The organism is Mesorhizobium amorphae CCNWGS0123 (assembly GCF_001686985.1).
GTDB classification, from domain to species: Bacteria; Pseudomonadota; Alphaproteobacteria; order Rhizobiales; family Rhizobiaceae; genus Mesorhizobium; species Mesorhizobium amorphae.
Window position 1 is genome coordinate 954,508 of the sequence record NZ_CP015318.1, and the last position, 12,379, is coordinate 966,886.

Consider the following 12,379-nt stretch of genomic DNA (forward strand, 5'->3'; position numbering starts at 1 on the left):
CATATGCCGCGTTTTCGCCTCGACATCGAATATGACGGCAGCCAATTTGCCGGCTGGCAGCACCAGGCGGATCAGCCTTCGGTGCAGCAGGCGATCGAACAGGCGATCGAAAGATTCTGCGGCGAAGAGGTCAGGTTGCGTGCCGCCGGCCGCACCGATGCCGGCGTGCATGCGACCGCACAGGTGGCGCATGTCGACCTCGCCAAGGCGTGGCCTGGCGACAAGGTGCGCGACGCCGTCAACGCGCATCTGCAAATGGCGGGCGCCCGCATAGCCCTTCTCAAGGCAGCGGCCGTCCCTGACGGCTTCGACGCGCGCTTCTCGGCCACCGGCCGCCACTATCTCTATCGCATCCTCAACCGGCGCGCGCCCTCGGCGCTGGAAAAGGGCAAGGTCTGGTGGGTGCCGAAGCGGCTCGACGCCGCCGCCATGCACGAGGCGGCCAAGCTGCTGCTCGGGCGGCATGATTTCACCACCTTCCGCTCGACGCAGTGCCAAGCCGACAGCCCGGTCCGCACGCTCGATCGCATTGACGTCAGCCGGGAGGGCGATTTGATCGAGGTCAGGGCCTCGGCGCGCTCCTTCCTGCACAACCAGGTGCGCTCGATGGTCGGCTCGCTCAAGCGCGTCGGCGACGGCAGTTGGCGCGCCGCCGACCTCAAGGCAGCGCTCGACGCGCACGACCGCGCCGCCTGCGGCCAGGTGGCGCCGCCCGACGGGCTTTTCCTGATCGGCGTCGACTATCCACAGACGTTCGCAGAAGCCCGGTAGGCTCGGCCAGCGTTTCGGTTCAGAAAGATCAGCTCTCGATGCTCGTCGGTATGGTGATGCCGAGCAGCGCCTGCAGCCCGAACAACACGGCCAGCGACGCCACGAACATGCCGGCAAAGACAGCCGTGCCGACTGCCGCGCCCCGGCCGATGACGGCATTGGTCATGCGCCAGGTCAGCACCATCGACAGCGCAAACAAAACCAGCGACACCAGCCCCGAAACTTCGTCGGTCGACGGCAGGAAAAGCCTGATCAGCGCCGACGGCAGCATCAGCCAGGCGATGATCGCCGATGCCCAGTTGCTGGCGACGACATAGTGGACGAAGCGGCCGCCAAGGCCGAGGCGCGGCGCGACCAGCGCCAGGCCGACCAGCGGCAGCACCCAGGAACCGATGTCGACGGTCGCCAGCCGCAGAAGCATGCTGAAGCGTCCGGCGAATGCGTTCGGGTCGCCGATCTCGTTGGCGATGCCGACCCAGCCGACGATCAGCGCCGGCGCCGCCACGATAATGGCGAAGAAGGAATTCCAGAAACCGTCGGCCGAAAGGTCGAGCAGGCGCAGGCCGTCGGCCTTGCCGAGCATCAACCGCCAGGCGCCGGCCAGCGAAGCGTAGGTTTCATCGGCCGAAAGCATGATCACACTGAATGCATGGTTAGGCTGCGCCTCGCTCGAACCAGTCCTCGATGAAGCGCTGGTAGATTTGAGTCAGCGTCTCGAGGTCGGCCAAGGCGACACGCTCATCGACCATGTGCATGGTTTTGCCGACCAGACCGAATTCGACCACCGGACAATAATCCTTGATGAAGCGGGCGTCCGAGGTGCCGCCCGACGTCGACAGCGCCGGCTTCCTGCCGATGGCCGTCTTGACCGACTGGCTGAGCGTTTCGATCAGCCGGTCGTCGCGAGTGAGAAACACATGGCTCGGCCGGTCGCGCCAGACAATATCGTAGTCGACCGGCGTTTTCTTGCCCGGCCGGTATTTTGTGCGCCCGGCCGCCTGGTCGAGCCGGTTGTGGATCTCGGCCTGGATGGTTTCGGCCGTCCATGTGTCGTTGAAGCGGATGTTGAAGGTCGCCGTCGCCTTCGCCGGGATGACGTTGGTGGCCGGGTTGCCGACATCGATGGAGGTCACTTCCAGATTGGTCGCCTGGAAATCCTTCGTTCCCTCGTCGAAGGCCGGATAGAGCAAGGCATCGACCAGGCTCATCAGCCCGCGCACCGGGTTGTCGGCGAGCTGCGGATAGGCTGCGTGGCCCTGGCGGCCGATGACGACGACGCTGCCGGACAGCGAGCCGCGCCGGCCGATCTTGATCATGTCGCCGAGCGCGTCCGGATTGGTTGGTTCGCCGACGATCGAGGCATCCCATTTCTCGCCCTTGCCGGCTGCCCATTCGAGCAGCTTTGTCGTGCCGTTGATCGCCGGGCCTTCTTCGTCGCCGGTGATCAGCAGCGAGACCGAGCCCTTCGGGCCGCCATTCTCCCCGACATGACGCGCCACCGCGGCGATGAAACAGGCGATGCCGCCCTTCATGTCGACGGCGCCTCGACCATACATCTCACCATTGGCGATTTCGGCGGCGAAGGGCGGGTGCGTCCAGGCGGCTTCGTCGCCGACCGGCACCACATCGGTATGGCCGGCGAACATCAAATGTGGCCCGTTGCCGGAGCGCCGCGCATAGAGGTTTTCGATGTCCGGCGTGCCGTCCTCCGAAAACACCGGGCGCTCGACCGAGAAACCCAGCGGCTTCAGCATGTCTTCCAGCGCGCCGAGCGCGCCCCCTTCGGCGGGCGTCACCGAGGCACAGCGGATCAGGGCGGCAAGGTTTGCGGCGGGGTCGGTCGGCAAATTCATGGGCAAAGCGATAGTCGAAAGCGGAAGGCCTGTCACGGCCTGACATCGTGGCCGGCCATGGCGCCGACAATATGGTTTTCATGCCGTATAGTTGCGGCCCAATAAAGGACTATCGCATGGCCAACAACGGCAGTCTGGTCGCAATAGCCGGCGCGGGCAGCATCGGCTGCTATGTTGGGGGCTGTCTGGCGCTGGCCGGCCGGCGGGTCAATCTTCTGGCGCGGCCGCGCATCGGCGATGTGGTGCGCAAGGATGGTTTGCGGGTCACCGATCTCGACGGCCGCGACAGCTGCGTCAGCCCGGAGGCGCTGTCGGCGACAGCCGATCCGGCGGCCGCCCTGCGCGACGCCGAGGTGATCCTGGTGACGGTCAAGAGCGGCGCGACGCAGGAGATGGCTGCGCTGATCGCCGCCCATGCCCGCCCGGACGCGGTGGTCGTCAGCCTGCAGAACGGCGTCGACAATGCCGACAGGCTGCGGACAGGGTTGGCCGCCCGGCAAGTGCTTGCCGGCATGGTGCCGTTCAACGTCGTCCAGTCGCCCGACGGCGAGCCACTGCGCGTGCACCGCGCCAGTGAGGGCAAGGTGATGATCGAGGACGGCGTGGCCGGCCTGGCCGAGTTGCTTGCCGTCGAGGGGTTGGCGGTTGAAACCCATGGCGACATGACGGCGGTGCTGTGGGGCAAGCTGTTGATGAACCTCAACAACGCACTGGTGGCACTGTCCAACCTGCCGCTGGCCACCGAACTTGCCGACCGCCGCTGGCGGCTGATCCTGGCTGGCCAGATCGGCGAGGCGCTGGCGGCAATGAAGGCCTGCGGCATCAAGCCCGCGCGGATTGCCGGCTTGCCCCCTGCGCTGATGCCAAAAGTGCTCCGCCTGCCGGACTGGCTGTTCAGGCGTCTGGCGCGGCGCATGCTGGCCATCGACCCCGAGGCGCGCTCCTCTATGTGGGACGATCTTCAGCGCGGCCGGCCGACGGAGATCGGCGAGCTGCAGGGCGCGGTCATGCGCCTCGCCGAAAAGGCAGGTACGCCGACGCCACTGCTGAATAGCGTCACCGCTTTGGTGCGCGCAGCGGAGGCGGCGCGGCTTGGCTCGCCGGGCCTGGTGCCGGAGCAGATTGCTGCGCCGCCGGGTGGCTCTCGATCAGCGTGATCTTCTGCCAGATTTTTCGCGACAGGTTGGAGGCCAGGTTCTCGATGTCGTTGACGCCGTCGATGACAACGTCGTCATTGACCGACTGGGCAAACAGCGCGGCGATCTTGCCGGTGATCGACAGCATTTCCGAGCAATAGTCGAGATAGCGCGCCAGGTCGGCGGCATTGGTGATGCGGGCCGGCGAATGCGCGGTCGGCTTGAAACTGGCGGAAAGCGTCGCCGGATCCTTGGTCAGCTGGTGCATGTCGATGACATGGATCAGCGAGCGCAGGCCGTGCAGCTGGCGAAACACCTGCTTGCGCTTGATGCGCTCCTCCGACCGGATCAGAGCCACGAAGCCGACAATGGCGAGGATGACCATGTTGAGCGAGGCTTCGATGCCTTGCACCGACTGCACGGCGTCGCCGGGTTTGGAAATGCGGTCGAACGGCAGGACGGTGCCCACGAACAGGAACATCAGCGTCCCGGCGACGACGGCGGCGACGATGAGGACGCGCAGCCACCAGATCGGCGCTTCCAGCGCCTTGGCGCCCTTTGCCAGATCGCGTGACAAGGAGACCAGCTCGGCGGCGACGCCGCGCAGGCCGGCATCGGGAAAACGCTCGGCGACGCGCTCCTCAAGTCTTTCGGCGGTCTCGATGATCAGTTTCGGGTCAAGCGTGCGGTAGCGCATCGACCGGTTCCCGTCAGTCGGCCGGCGCGTTGGTGCGCCTGCCGTAGCGGTTGGGTCCAGGCTGCCCGGGAAACAGGCAAAGCACCAGGAAGGCGATGATCGAGACGACCGGCACGAACAGCACCAGCGCCGCGATGCCTGGCTTGTCGAGATCGTGCAGCCGCTTCACCGCCAGCACGATGTTCGACCAGAGCGAGGCGATGAAAGCGATGAAGAAGATGAACGACCACATGTTGCTCTCGGGCGAGCCTTCCGGCACCAGCGTGAAGCGGTAGAGCGGAAAGAGTTGTGCGAGAGCCACCAGCAGCCCGCCGAGAAAATAGGCCGCGCGGCTGACGCGGCCTGAGGTTTTGAAGAAAAGCCAGATGAGGTCGGATTTTTCAGGCAAGCGGGTCCGGTCCATACTGATTGGCGCCCCTGGTGCCTTCGAGAATACCAAGCTCGACCAGCATCCAGATGCCGCCGATGATCGGCACGAGCCCGATCAGCGACCACCAGCCCGACTTGTCCCGGTCGTGCCAGCGTTTGGCGTAGACGGCGAAAACGCTATAGAGCATGGCAAGCGCGTAGATCACATACACAAAACCATACGGCGCGCCTTCGAATGTCGTGCCGATGATGTTGTCGATAATCGCTGCAACAAGCGCGCCGACGAATATCACGCCAACGCAGGCCCAGAGCTTGCCGCGATTTATGCGGCCTTCATAGCTGGTCAAAAGGAATTTCCAGTCCATGTCACCCCTCCATCTTGAACCAGCGCGACGGATTGTCGCGCTGGCGGAAGGTGCGTCCGTTTCTGGAAAAGATCAATCGCGCAGCAATTCGTTGATCGAAGTCTTGGAGCGGGTCTTGGCGTCGACGCGCTTGACGATGACGGCGCAGTAGAGGCCGGGCCCGGGCTCGTTGTTCGGAAAAGCCTTGCCCGGCAGCGATCCGGCGACGACCACCGAATTGGGCGGCACTTCGCCATAGAAGACCTTGCCGGTAGCGCGGTCGACGATCTTGGTCGACTGGCCGATGAACACGCCCATGCCGAGCACCGAGCCTTCACGCACGATACAGCCCTCGACCACTTCCGAACGCGCGCCGATGAAGCAATTGTCCTCGATGATGGTCGGGCCGGCCTGCATCGGCTCCAGCACGCCGCCGATGCCGACGCCGCCCGACAGATGCACGTTCTTGCCGATCTGGGCGCAGGAGCCGACCGAGGCCCAGGTGTCGACCATGGTGCCTGTATCGACATAGGCGCCGACATTGACGAAGGACGGCATCAGCACCGCGCCCGGCGCGACATAGGCGGAGCGGCGCACGATCGACGACGGGACGGCCCGGAAGCCGGCCTTTTCGAAGTCGACGGCACTCCAGCCGTCGAACTTCGACGGCACCTTGTCCCACCACACCGCTTCGCCCGGACCACCCTTGATGATCTCCATCGGGTTGAGCCGGAACGACAGCAGCACCGCTTTCTTCAGCCACTGGTTGACGTGCCACTTGCCGTCGGCCTGGCGCTCGGCGACGCGAGCGGCGCCGCGGTCAAGCAGGTCGAGCGCCGACTGGATGGCGTCGCGCGTCTCGCCGCGGGTCGCGGTCGAAATCGTGTCGCGCTCCTCGAAGGCCTTCTCGATGGTCTTTTCGAGGCTCGCCAGATCAGTCTTCGACATGATTTCGCTCCGTTACCAAGCTGTTAAGGGGCAGCGCCTTAACCTGTTTTGAAAGTCGCGCGGACCCTATGTTAAGGCTTATTGGGGGTCAATCGCGAGTGCGCCATGGGACGGCGCAAGTGAATTATTGGGACGGGTAGAGCAAATGACGCCAATGGAAAAGGCGGGGTGGACGCCGCTGCCGCATTCGGACGAGGATCTGGAGCGCGCAAAGAGCGTGCCGGACACGCCGCAGACGCGCGCCGACACCTACCGTCTGGCCTGGAACGACCCCGAGTTCATGACGCGACGCGAATTGCGCGCGGTGCGGCTGCAGCTCGAGCTTCTGAAGCCGGAGATGATCCTCGCCGAACGCGGCATCCGTTCGACCGTGATCCTGTTCGGCGGCGCGCGCATTCCCGAGCCCGGCGGCGAAGCCTGGGCGGCGAAGAACGAGACGCAGAAGAAGAACCTCGAGCTGAACAGCCGCTATTACGAGGAGGCGCGCAAGTTCGCCCGCCTCTGCTCGCAGCAGTCGGCCACCTCCTACTACCGCGAATTCGTCGTCGTCACCGGCGGCGGGCCTGGCGTCATGGAAGCCGGTAACCGCGGCGCCGACGATGTCGGCGCGCCGTCGATCGGCCTCAACATCGTGCTGCCGCACGAGCAGGCGCCGAACGCCTATGTGACGCCCGAGCTCTGCTTCAACTTCCACTATTTCGCCATCCGCAAGATGCATTTCGTCATGCGCGCCAAGGCGGTCGCGGTATTCCCCGGCGGCTTCGGCACGATGGACGAATTCTTCGAGACGCTGACGCTGATCCAGACCGGGCGCATGGAGCGCGTGCCGGTGATCCTGTTCGGCAAGTCCTTCTGGCAAAAGGCGATCGATCTCGATTTCCTGGCCGAACAGGGCACGATCACGCCCGGCGACCAGGACATCATCGATTTCGTCGACACCGCCGACGAGGCCTGGGGCATCATCAGCCGCTTCTACAATCTCTGAGCGTGGCTGGCCCGCGTCTCAGGCCGGCACTTCGACGATCGCCGTGAGAAAACTGGCTAGGTCGTCGGTGACGAAATCGACGTCGTCCTCGTTGGCCGGGTCGCGTTCCCAGATCTCCGAGAAGGTCGGTTCGAAATTGCGCGGCACCACCAGCACCGTGGTCATGCCGAGCGATTTCGGCACGGCCAGATTGCGGGCAAGGTCCTCGAACATCACCGCATTGTGGCCGGTGACGGCGTGCAGTTCGGCAAACCGCTCATAGGTCTGGCGTGCCGGCTTGGGGTTCAGCCCGGCCGCGACGATGTCGAAGATGGCGTCGAAATGCTCGAGTATGCCGAGCTGGCGCGCGGTGCGTTCGGCATGCCTGCGATCGCCGTTGGTGAAGATGAACTTGCGCCCGGGCAACTGGCGGATGGCGGCTCCGAGGACCGGATCGGGCACCAGCCACGAATAGTCGATGTCATGGACCTTTTCGAGAAAATCGTCGGGGTCGATGCCATGGCGCGTCATCAGGCCGTTCAGCGTCGTGCCATACTCTAGGTAGAGTTCCTTCTGCAGCTTGCGCGCCTCGTCGCGCGGCAGCGTCAAAAGCTCTCCGACATAGGCGGTCATCTTCACGTCGATCTGCGCGAACAGGTTCGAATGGTGCGGATAGAGCGTGTTGTCGAGATCGAACACCCAGTCGGTGACATGGGCGAAGCGTGCGGGGTCAGGCAGCGTGGTCATGCCTCCTTATGGCACGCTGGTCAGGCGCTTATCCACAACTTATGCGCGTCGAAAGATGTGAAAGTGGGGCTCATTTCAAATTTTAAGCATCGCCGAAAGGTGGTCTTCAGGGCTTGCTAGGCACACAGGCGGTTCTGTGGGAGCCAGCGATGAATCGCCTAATTCTGAAATCCGCCGCCGTCGCTTTCGGCTCGGTAGCAGTCTCGCTTTTGTTGACGCTGATCATCGTCCCCGCACTGGGCTTCCCGATCAGCCGCACGATCTGGCTGACCTCCACAGTCTGCCCGCTGGCCCTTGCCTGGATCGCCAGTGCAACCACCTTCTGGCAGAGCGAGAGGTTGAAAAGCGCGCATCGCGAACTCGCCCGGGCACACGCCCAGCTTGCCGCCGCGCACCGGCGCCTCTCGGAAAAGGCCAGCCGCGACGACATGACCGGCATGCTCAACCGCGAGAGCTTCTTTGCTGCGCTCGACGGCTCGCGGCGCAAATCCGATCGCGGCGCGCTGCTGATCATCGATGCCGACCACTTCAAGAAGATCAATGACAGCTTCGGTCATCTGACCGGCGACGACGCGCTGCTCTTGATCGCCGCCGCCATCGAACGCGGCGTGCGCAGCGGCGACGTGCTCGGCCGCATCGGCGGCGAGGAATTCGCCGCCTTCCTGACCGGCGCCACCGAACAGGAGGCCAAACGCGTCGCCGAGCGCATCCGCCGGGAGGTCGAACTGATCCGCTTCCGTCCCGTCGACGAGCGGACGGTTCCGCTGACAGTCAGCATCGGCGGCACCACCTGCGGCGAAGGCATCGGCGTGTCCGACCTGATGCGCGCCGCCGACCGCCGGCTCTACGAGGCCAAGCATCGTGGCCGCAATCTCGCGATCCTCGACCGCGATGTCCCGGAAGCCGCCTGAGGCCCACAGCGCATCAGTGCCTCTACCGGTGATCGGAAAATCCTAACCTTGTTTGCACTCAACCAGCCCGGTTACCCGGTTGTAGCAGGTCTTCCGGCGAGGTTGGCACGAAACTGGCTTTTCCTGACGGGCGTGTGCCGTTCAGGGAATGCCATGCGTGGATCGAAGCCCCCATCGAAAGGCGTGCCATGACCTTCTTCACCGGGAATTTCTTCACCAGAAAAATGCCGCGCCGCATGATCGTGCAGATGCTCATCGCACTGCCGGCATTGTCGCTGTTCCGCAACCAGCCTGCCGTAGTCGACCCCGACGAGATCGTCGAGGTCAATGGCTGGATCCTCAAGCGGAGCGACCTCGCATGATTTTCGACAGTTACGAGGCCTTTCGCGCGGCCAACTTTACGGCCAAGGTCTGCATCCTCGGTTCCGGTCCCGCCGGCACGACGATCGCTAGAAAGCTTGGCGCCGCAGGCATTCCGGTTGTCGTGCTGGAGGCCGGCTCGCGCGAATTCAGCGACGAGTCGCAGGATTTCTATCGCGGCACCACTGTAGGCGATCCCTATTTCGACCTCGACATCACGCGGCTGCGCTTCATGGGTGGCTCGTCGAACCATTGGGCCGGCTGGTGCCGCGTGCTCGACAGCCAAGATTTCGAGCCCAAGGCCTGGGCACCGGACACCGGCTGGCCGATCAGCCGTGCCGATATCGACCCCTATCTGCCTGAGGTGCACGACATCCTCGAACTGCCCGACTTCCGGCCGGATGTGCCAATTTCGGACGACATCCGCTGGATACAGCTGATCAAGAGCCCGGCCGTACGCTTTGGCGAAAAATTCGCCGACGAGCTGGACGCGAGCAGGAACATCGCCGTGGTGCTCAACACCTATGCCACCGAGCTCGCCGGCGACGGCAAGCGGGTGACCGGCGCCAGGCTGTGGTCGAACGGCCAGGACGCCGGCGCCTTCAGTGCCGATTATTTCATCACCTGCACCGGCGGGCTGGAGAATTCGCGGCTGCTTCTGTGGTCGAACCAGCGCTCGAATGGCGGCGTCGTGCCGAACGCCACCGCGCTCGGCCGTTACTGGATGGAGCACCCGACCTTCGAGGGCGGCAATGCCATCCTCGCCGACTATGGCGAGTTCGAGGTCGATGCCGACAACGAGGCCTTCTTCTCGCCGACGCTGGCCGCGATGGAACGGCTGCAGATCATGAATTTCGGTATCAGGTTGATCGAGACGCCTTATCCCCATGTCAAGCGACTTATCGCCGACCTTGCCTGCACGGCGCCTGACATGGCCGAATGGATGTCCTCCAGGCTCAGCCAGAACCTGCGCTGCGCCGCCCAGCTCTATGTCGCCTGGGAACAGGCGCCTCTGGCCTCGAACCAGATCGAGCTGTCGAAGACCGATGTCGACCATGCCGGCGTGCCGCGCATCGAACTGCATTGGAAAAAGTCGGAACTGGAACGCCGCACCTTGCTGGAGGGGTTGAGACTGTTCGGCACGACGCTGGCTCAGAAGAATCTCGGCCGCGTTCGCATCGCCGACTGGATCGGCAATGGCGGGGACTATCCGACCAACGAGGAAACCGCTGGCCATCATCATATGGGCGGCACGCGCATGGGAACGGATGTGACCAGAAGCGTCGTCGACGCCAACTGCAAGGTCCATGGCATGGACAATCTCTATGTCGGCGGCTCCTCGGTGTTCTGCACGTCAGGCGAGTGCAACCCGACGACGACCATCACCGCACTGGCCTGCCGGTTGGGTGACCACCTCGGTAAGGTGATCGCCGTCTAGCGCAGTTCCAGGAAAAGTGCGCAGTGGTTTTCCGTCCGCAATTGCGTACTTGGAGCGGGCCTAAAAACAGGCGGCGCCGGCACCCGGGAAGGCGGCCGGCGCCGCCTTGGGCGCGCCTTTGGAAGATCGTACTGAGTTTAGAAGCCGTGCACAGCAATGCGCACCAGCACCGCCGCGGCGGCCAGTGCCACCAGCAGGATGCCGAGGCCGATGGGCGACCCCCAGCCATACCATTCCATGGCCAGCTTGGCGTATTTGAACTCCTCCTCATGCGAGAGAGGGGCGCGGTGTTGGATCAAGCTCAGCTTTTCACTCCTTGTTGGCGGCGGGTCCTTGCCTTGCGCAAGTCACAGCCGCATATTGATGCAATCGTCTTAATGTTAGACAGATTGATAGTTAGATGATCGAAATAAATTCGTCAACCAGAAATCGCACCGAAATGGCCGAGGCTATCAGCCTCGCCATCATGCGCTGGCAGGATACGACGCAGGCCTATGACGAGGCGGTGGGCGCAAAGCTTGGGCTGAACGCGGCCGAGCGGCATTGCCTCGGGCTGCTCTATGGCGGCCCGCAATCGGCAGGCGCGGTCGCGGTCGCGACGGGCTTGACGCCGGCCGCCGTCACCGCGCTGATCGACCGGCTAGAGGCACGCGGGTTCCTCACGCGCACGCGCAGCCTGGAAGACAGGCGCAAGGTGGTCATCGAGGCGACGGAGCGCACGCGGGACCTGTCGGCGCGCTATTACGGCGCCATTGCGCAGGAGGGGCAAAAGATGATGGCCAGCTTCAGCGATGCCGAACTGGCCACCATATTGCGGTTCACCACCGCGGCACTCGACCTGCAGCGCGAGCAGCTTGCCCGTCTGAAGACCGAGACCGCCTGAGTGGTCAGACGGCTGCCGGGTCGAGCGCCGGCTTGCCCCTGTTGCGTCCGACGATGCCGGCCATGTCAGCGGTCTGGAAGGCATCGCGCAGGACATCGAAGGACGGCAGCACGAAATAGGCGCGCTGGAACTTGTCGATCTCGTAGCCGGTGCGCATTACCGTTTCGAGGTCGAAGGGCACATGATGGGCGTCCTTGTCCTCGACGGCGAATTGCAGCTCGGTGAAGGACGACATCAGCCCGGCACCAAAGGCCTTCAGCGGCTGGCCGGCTTCCTGCATCAGCCCGTATTCGGCGGTGTACCAGTACAGGCGGGTGACCATCTCGTCGCCGCCGAGCGCGATCACGTCCTCGGCCTTCTGGCCATACATCTGCATGAAATCGGCGAAGACCGGCTGCGTCAGGATCGGCACATGGCCGAAGAAGTCGTGGAACATGTCCGGCTCGACAATGTAGTCGAGCTCGTCTCGCGTCCTGAGCCAGTTGGTCACCGGGAAGCGGCGGTTGGCGAGATGGTCGAAGAACGGCGCGGCGGGGATCAGCCCCGGCACGGCCACGATTTCCCAGCCGGTGAGCTTGCACAGCTTTTCGCTGACCGCATCGAAGTCCGGGATCCTGTCAAGCAGGCCAAGAGCTGCAACACCGTCGAGATAGGAGTGATGGGCCAGCTTCCGCGTCAGCTTCGTCTGGCGGTCGCACAGCGTGCGCCACACCGCCTGCTCGTCGGCGCTGTAGTCATAGCCCTGCGCCACGGTGAAATCGGCGCGGCAGACCGAATAATCGCCACGCAGCCCCTGCGCCGCACATTCCCTTGCATAGTCGGCAACGCTCATTGTCATGGCTCTTCTCCTCATGAATTCATGGCCAATCGTGCAGCAATTCTAGCCCGAGACGGCGAGGCATATCCGCTTTGATGATGGCCTAAACGCAGCATTTGAGGTAAAAGGCGCTATCGGAAA

The 12,379-nt window shown here is 64.0% G+C and carries 16 protein-coding genes; 7 read left to right on the forward strand and 9 right to left on the reverse strand.

Features of this window, described 5'->3' with window-relative positions; translation table 11 throughout:
• The first annotated feature begins 3 nt into the window (after nucleotides 1-3).
• Entirely contained in the window at nucleotides 4-771 is a 768-nt protein-coding gene (gene truA, locus A6B35_RS04600) for a tRNA pseudouridine(38-40) synthase TruA (RefSeq protein WP_006200619.1), read from the forward strand.
• 28 nt (nucleotides 772-799) lie between these two features.
• Here the strand turns inward: truA and A6B35_RS04605 are convergent, their stop codons facing one another.
• Nucleotides 800-1,405: a hypothetical protein gene (locus A6B35_RS04605; RefSeq protein WP_040582185.1), complete on the reverse strand. Its 606-nt coding sequence runs from the start codon at nucleotides 1,403-1,405 to the stop codon at nucleotides 800-802.
• A 19-nt stretch (nucleotides 1,406-1,424) separates the two neighbouring features.
• Entirely contained in the window at nucleotides 1,425-2,624 is a 1,200-nt protein-coding gene (gene dapE, locus A6B35_RS04610; RefSeq protein ID WP_006200621.1) for a succinyl-diaminopimelate desuccinylase, read from the reverse strand.
• 116 nt (nucleotides 2,625-2,740) lie between these two features.
• Between dapE and A6B35_RS04615 the strand changes: the two genes are divergently transcribed.
• Nucleotides 2,741-3,781 (forward strand): 2-dehydropantoate 2-reductase, encoded by a 1,041-nt coding sequence (locus A6B35_RS04615; RefSeq protein ID WP_006200622.1) that lies wholly within the window; start codon nucleotides 2,741-2,743, stop codon nucleotides 3,779-3,781.
• Here the strand turns inward: A6B35_RS04615 and A6B35_RS04620 are convergent.
• From A6B35_RS04620 to dapD, 4 genes are all read right to left on the reverse strand, one after another.
• Nucleotides 3,681-4,457 carry a hypothetical protein gene (locus A6B35_RS04620; protein WP_006200623.1) on the reverse strand — a complete coding sequence of 259 codons (777 nt, stop codon included), beginning with the start codon at nucleotides 4,455-4,457 and terminating at the stop codon, nucleotides 3,681-3,683. The two genes, A6B35_RS04615 and A6B35_RS04620, sit on opposite strands and share 101 nt — an antisense overlap.
• A gap of 13 nt (nucleotides 4,458-4,470) precedes the next feature.
• Nucleotides 4,471-4,845 (reverse strand): DUF805 domain-containing protein, encoded by a 375-nt coding sequence (locus tag A6B35_RS04625; protein ID WP_040582196.1) that lies wholly within the window; start codon nucleotides 4,843-4,845, stop codon nucleotides 4,471-4,473.
• Nucleotides 4,838-5,191, reverse strand: a complete 354-nt coding sequence (locus A6B35_RS04630; protein ID WP_006200625.1) for a DUF805 domain-containing protein — start codon at nucleotides 5,189-5,191, stop codon at nucleotides 4,838-4,840. The genes A6B35_RS04625 and A6B35_RS04630 overlap by 8 nt, the downstream gene beginning before the upstream one ends.
• 72 nt (nucleotides 5,192-5,263) lie before the next feature.
• Nucleotides 5,264-6,118: a 2,3,4,5-tetrahydropyridine-2,6-dicarboxylate N-succinyltransferase gene (gene dapD / locus A6B35_RS04635; RefSeq protein WP_006200626.1), complete on the reverse strand. Its 855-nt coding sequence runs from the start codon at nucleotides 6,116-6,118 to the stop codon at nucleotides 5,264-5,266.
• 145 nt (nucleotides 6,119-6,263) lie between these two features.
• Here dapD and A6B35_RS04640 point away from each other — a divergent pair, with 145 nt between their 5' ends.
• The gene (locus A6B35_RS04640) at nucleotides 6,264-7,103 is read left to right on the forward strand and encodes an LOG family protein (protein ID WP_081482075.1); all 840 of its coding nucleotides are present in this window, start codon (nucleotides 6,264-6,266) and stop codon (nucleotides 7,101-7,103) included.
• 18 nt (nucleotides 7,104-7,121) lie between these two features.
• Here A6B35_RS04640 and A6B35_RS04645 read toward each other — a convergent pair whose 3' ends face one another.
• Complete coding sequence (locus tag A6B35_RS04645) at nucleotides 7,122-7,829, reverse strand: pyrimidine 5'-nucleotidase (RefSeq protein ID WP_006200628.1); 708 nt, start codon at nucleotides 7,827-7,829, stop codon at nucleotides 7,122-7,124.
• 149 nt (nucleotides 7,830-7,978) lie between these two features.
• Here A6B35_RS04645 and A6B35_RS04650 point away from each other — a divergent pair, with 149 nt between their 5' ends.
• From A6B35_RS04650 to A6B35_RS04660, 3 genes are all read left to right on the forward strand, one after another.
• Nucleotides 7,979-8,740, forward strand: coding sequence for a GGDEF domain-containing protein (locus tag A6B35_RS04650; RefSeq protein ID WP_006200629.1), 762 nt, complete (start codon nucleotides 7,979-7,981; stop codon nucleotides 8,738-8,740).
• A 188-nt stretch (nucleotides 8,741-8,928) separates the two neighbouring features.
• Complete coding sequence (locus A6B35_RS36130) at nucleotides 8,929-9,102, forward strand: hypothetical protein (protein ID WP_006200630.1); 174 nt, start codon at nucleotides 8,929-8,931, stop codon at nucleotides 9,100-9,102.
• Entirely contained in the window at nucleotides 9,099-10,538 is a 1,440-nt protein-coding gene (locus A6B35_RS04660; protein ID WP_006200631.1) for a GMC oxidoreductase, read from the forward strand. The genes A6B35_RS36130 and A6B35_RS04660 overlap by 4 nt, the downstream gene beginning before the upstream one ends.
• Nucleotides 10,539-10,675: 137 nt before the next feature.
• Here the strand turns inward: A6B35_RS04660 and A6B35_RS36135 are convergent, their stop codons facing one another.
• Nucleotides 10,676-10,837 (reverse strand): hypothetical protein, encoded by a 162-nt coding sequence (locus A6B35_RS36135; RefSeq protein WP_006200632.1) that lies wholly within the window; start codon nucleotides 10,835-10,837, stop codon nucleotides 10,676-10,678.
• Between the two features lie 101 nt (nucleotides 10,838-10,938).
• On the opposite strand from A6B35_RS36135, the gene A6B35_RS04665 reads away from it, so the two are divergent.
• Complete coding sequence (locus A6B35_RS04665; protein WP_006200633.1) at nucleotides 10,939-11,421, forward strand: MarR family winged helix-turn-helix transcriptional regulator; 483 nt, start codon at nucleotides 10,939-10,941, stop codon at nucleotides 11,419-11,421.
• 4 nt (nucleotides 11,422-11,425) lie between these two features.
• Here the strand turns inward: A6B35_RS04665 and phhA are convergent, their stop codons facing one another.
• Nucleotides 11,426-12,259: a phenylalanine 4-monooxygenase gene (gene phhA, locus A6B35_RS04670; RefSeq protein WP_040582188.1), complete on the reverse strand. Its 834-nt coding sequence runs from the start codon at nucleotides 12,257-12,259 to the stop codon at nucleotides 11,426-11,428.
• Nucleotides 12,260-12,379: the final 120 nt, after the last annotated feature.

Excerpts from the sequence above, each read along its gene's own strand:
- A6B35_RS04620 (WP_006200623.1), bottom strand. The coding sequence starts at position 4,457 with ATGCGCTACCGCACGCTTGACCCGAAACTGATCATCGAGACCGCCGAA.
- A6B35_RS04640 (WP_081482075.1), top strand. The coding sequence starts at position 6,264 with ATGACGCCAATGGAAAAGGCGGGGTGGACGCCGCTGCCGCATTCGGAC.
- truA (WP_006200619.1), top strand. The coding sequence starts at position 4 with ATGCCGCGTTTTCGCCTCGACATCGAATATGACGGCAGCCAATTTGCC.
- A6B35_RS04605 (WP_040582185.1), bottom strand. The coding sequence starts at position 1,405 with ATGCTTTCGGCCGATGAAACCTACGCTTCGCTGGCCGGCGCCTGGCGG.
- A6B35_RS36130 (WP_006200630.1), top strand. The coding sequence starts at position 8,929 with ATGACCTTCTTCACCGGGAATTTCTTCACCAGAAAAATGCCGCGCCGC.
- dapE (WP_006200621.1), bottom strand. The coding sequence starts at position 2,624 with ATGAATTTGCCGACCGACCCCGCCGCAAACCTTGCCGCCCTGATCCGC.
- A6B35_RS04650 (WP_006200629.1), top strand. The coding sequence starts at position 7,979 with ATGAATCGCCTAATTCTGAAATCCGCCGCCGTCGCTTTCGGCTCGGTA.
- A6B35_RS04615 (WP_006200622.1), top strand. The coding sequence starts at position 2,741 with ATGGCCAACAACGGCAGTCTGGTCGCAATAGCCGGCGCGGGCAGCATC.
- A6B35_RS04645 (WP_006200628.1), bottom strand. The coding sequence starts at position 7,829 with ATGACCACGCTGCCTGACCCCGCACGCTTCGCCCATGTCACCGACTGG.
- A6B35_RS04665 (WP_006200633.1), top strand. The coding sequence starts at position 10,939 with ATGATCGAAATAAATTCGTCAACCAGAAATCGCACCGAAATGGCCGAG.
- A6B35_RS04630 (WP_006200625.1), bottom strand. The coding sequence starts at position 5,191 with ATGGACTGGAAATTCCTTTTGACCAGCTATGAAGGCCGCATAAATCGC.
- phhA (WP_040582188.1), bottom strand. The coding sequence starts at position 12,259 with ATGACAATGAGCGTTGCCGACTATGCAAGGGAATGTGCGGCGCAGGGG.
- dapD (WP_006200626.1), bottom strand. The coding sequence starts at position 6,118 with ATGTCGAAGACTGATCTGGCGAGCCTCGAAAAGACCATCGAGAAGGCC.
- A6B35_RS04660 (WP_006200631.1), top strand. The coding sequence starts at position 9,099 with ATGATTTTCGACAGTTACGAGGCCTTTCGCGCGGCCAACTTTACGGCC.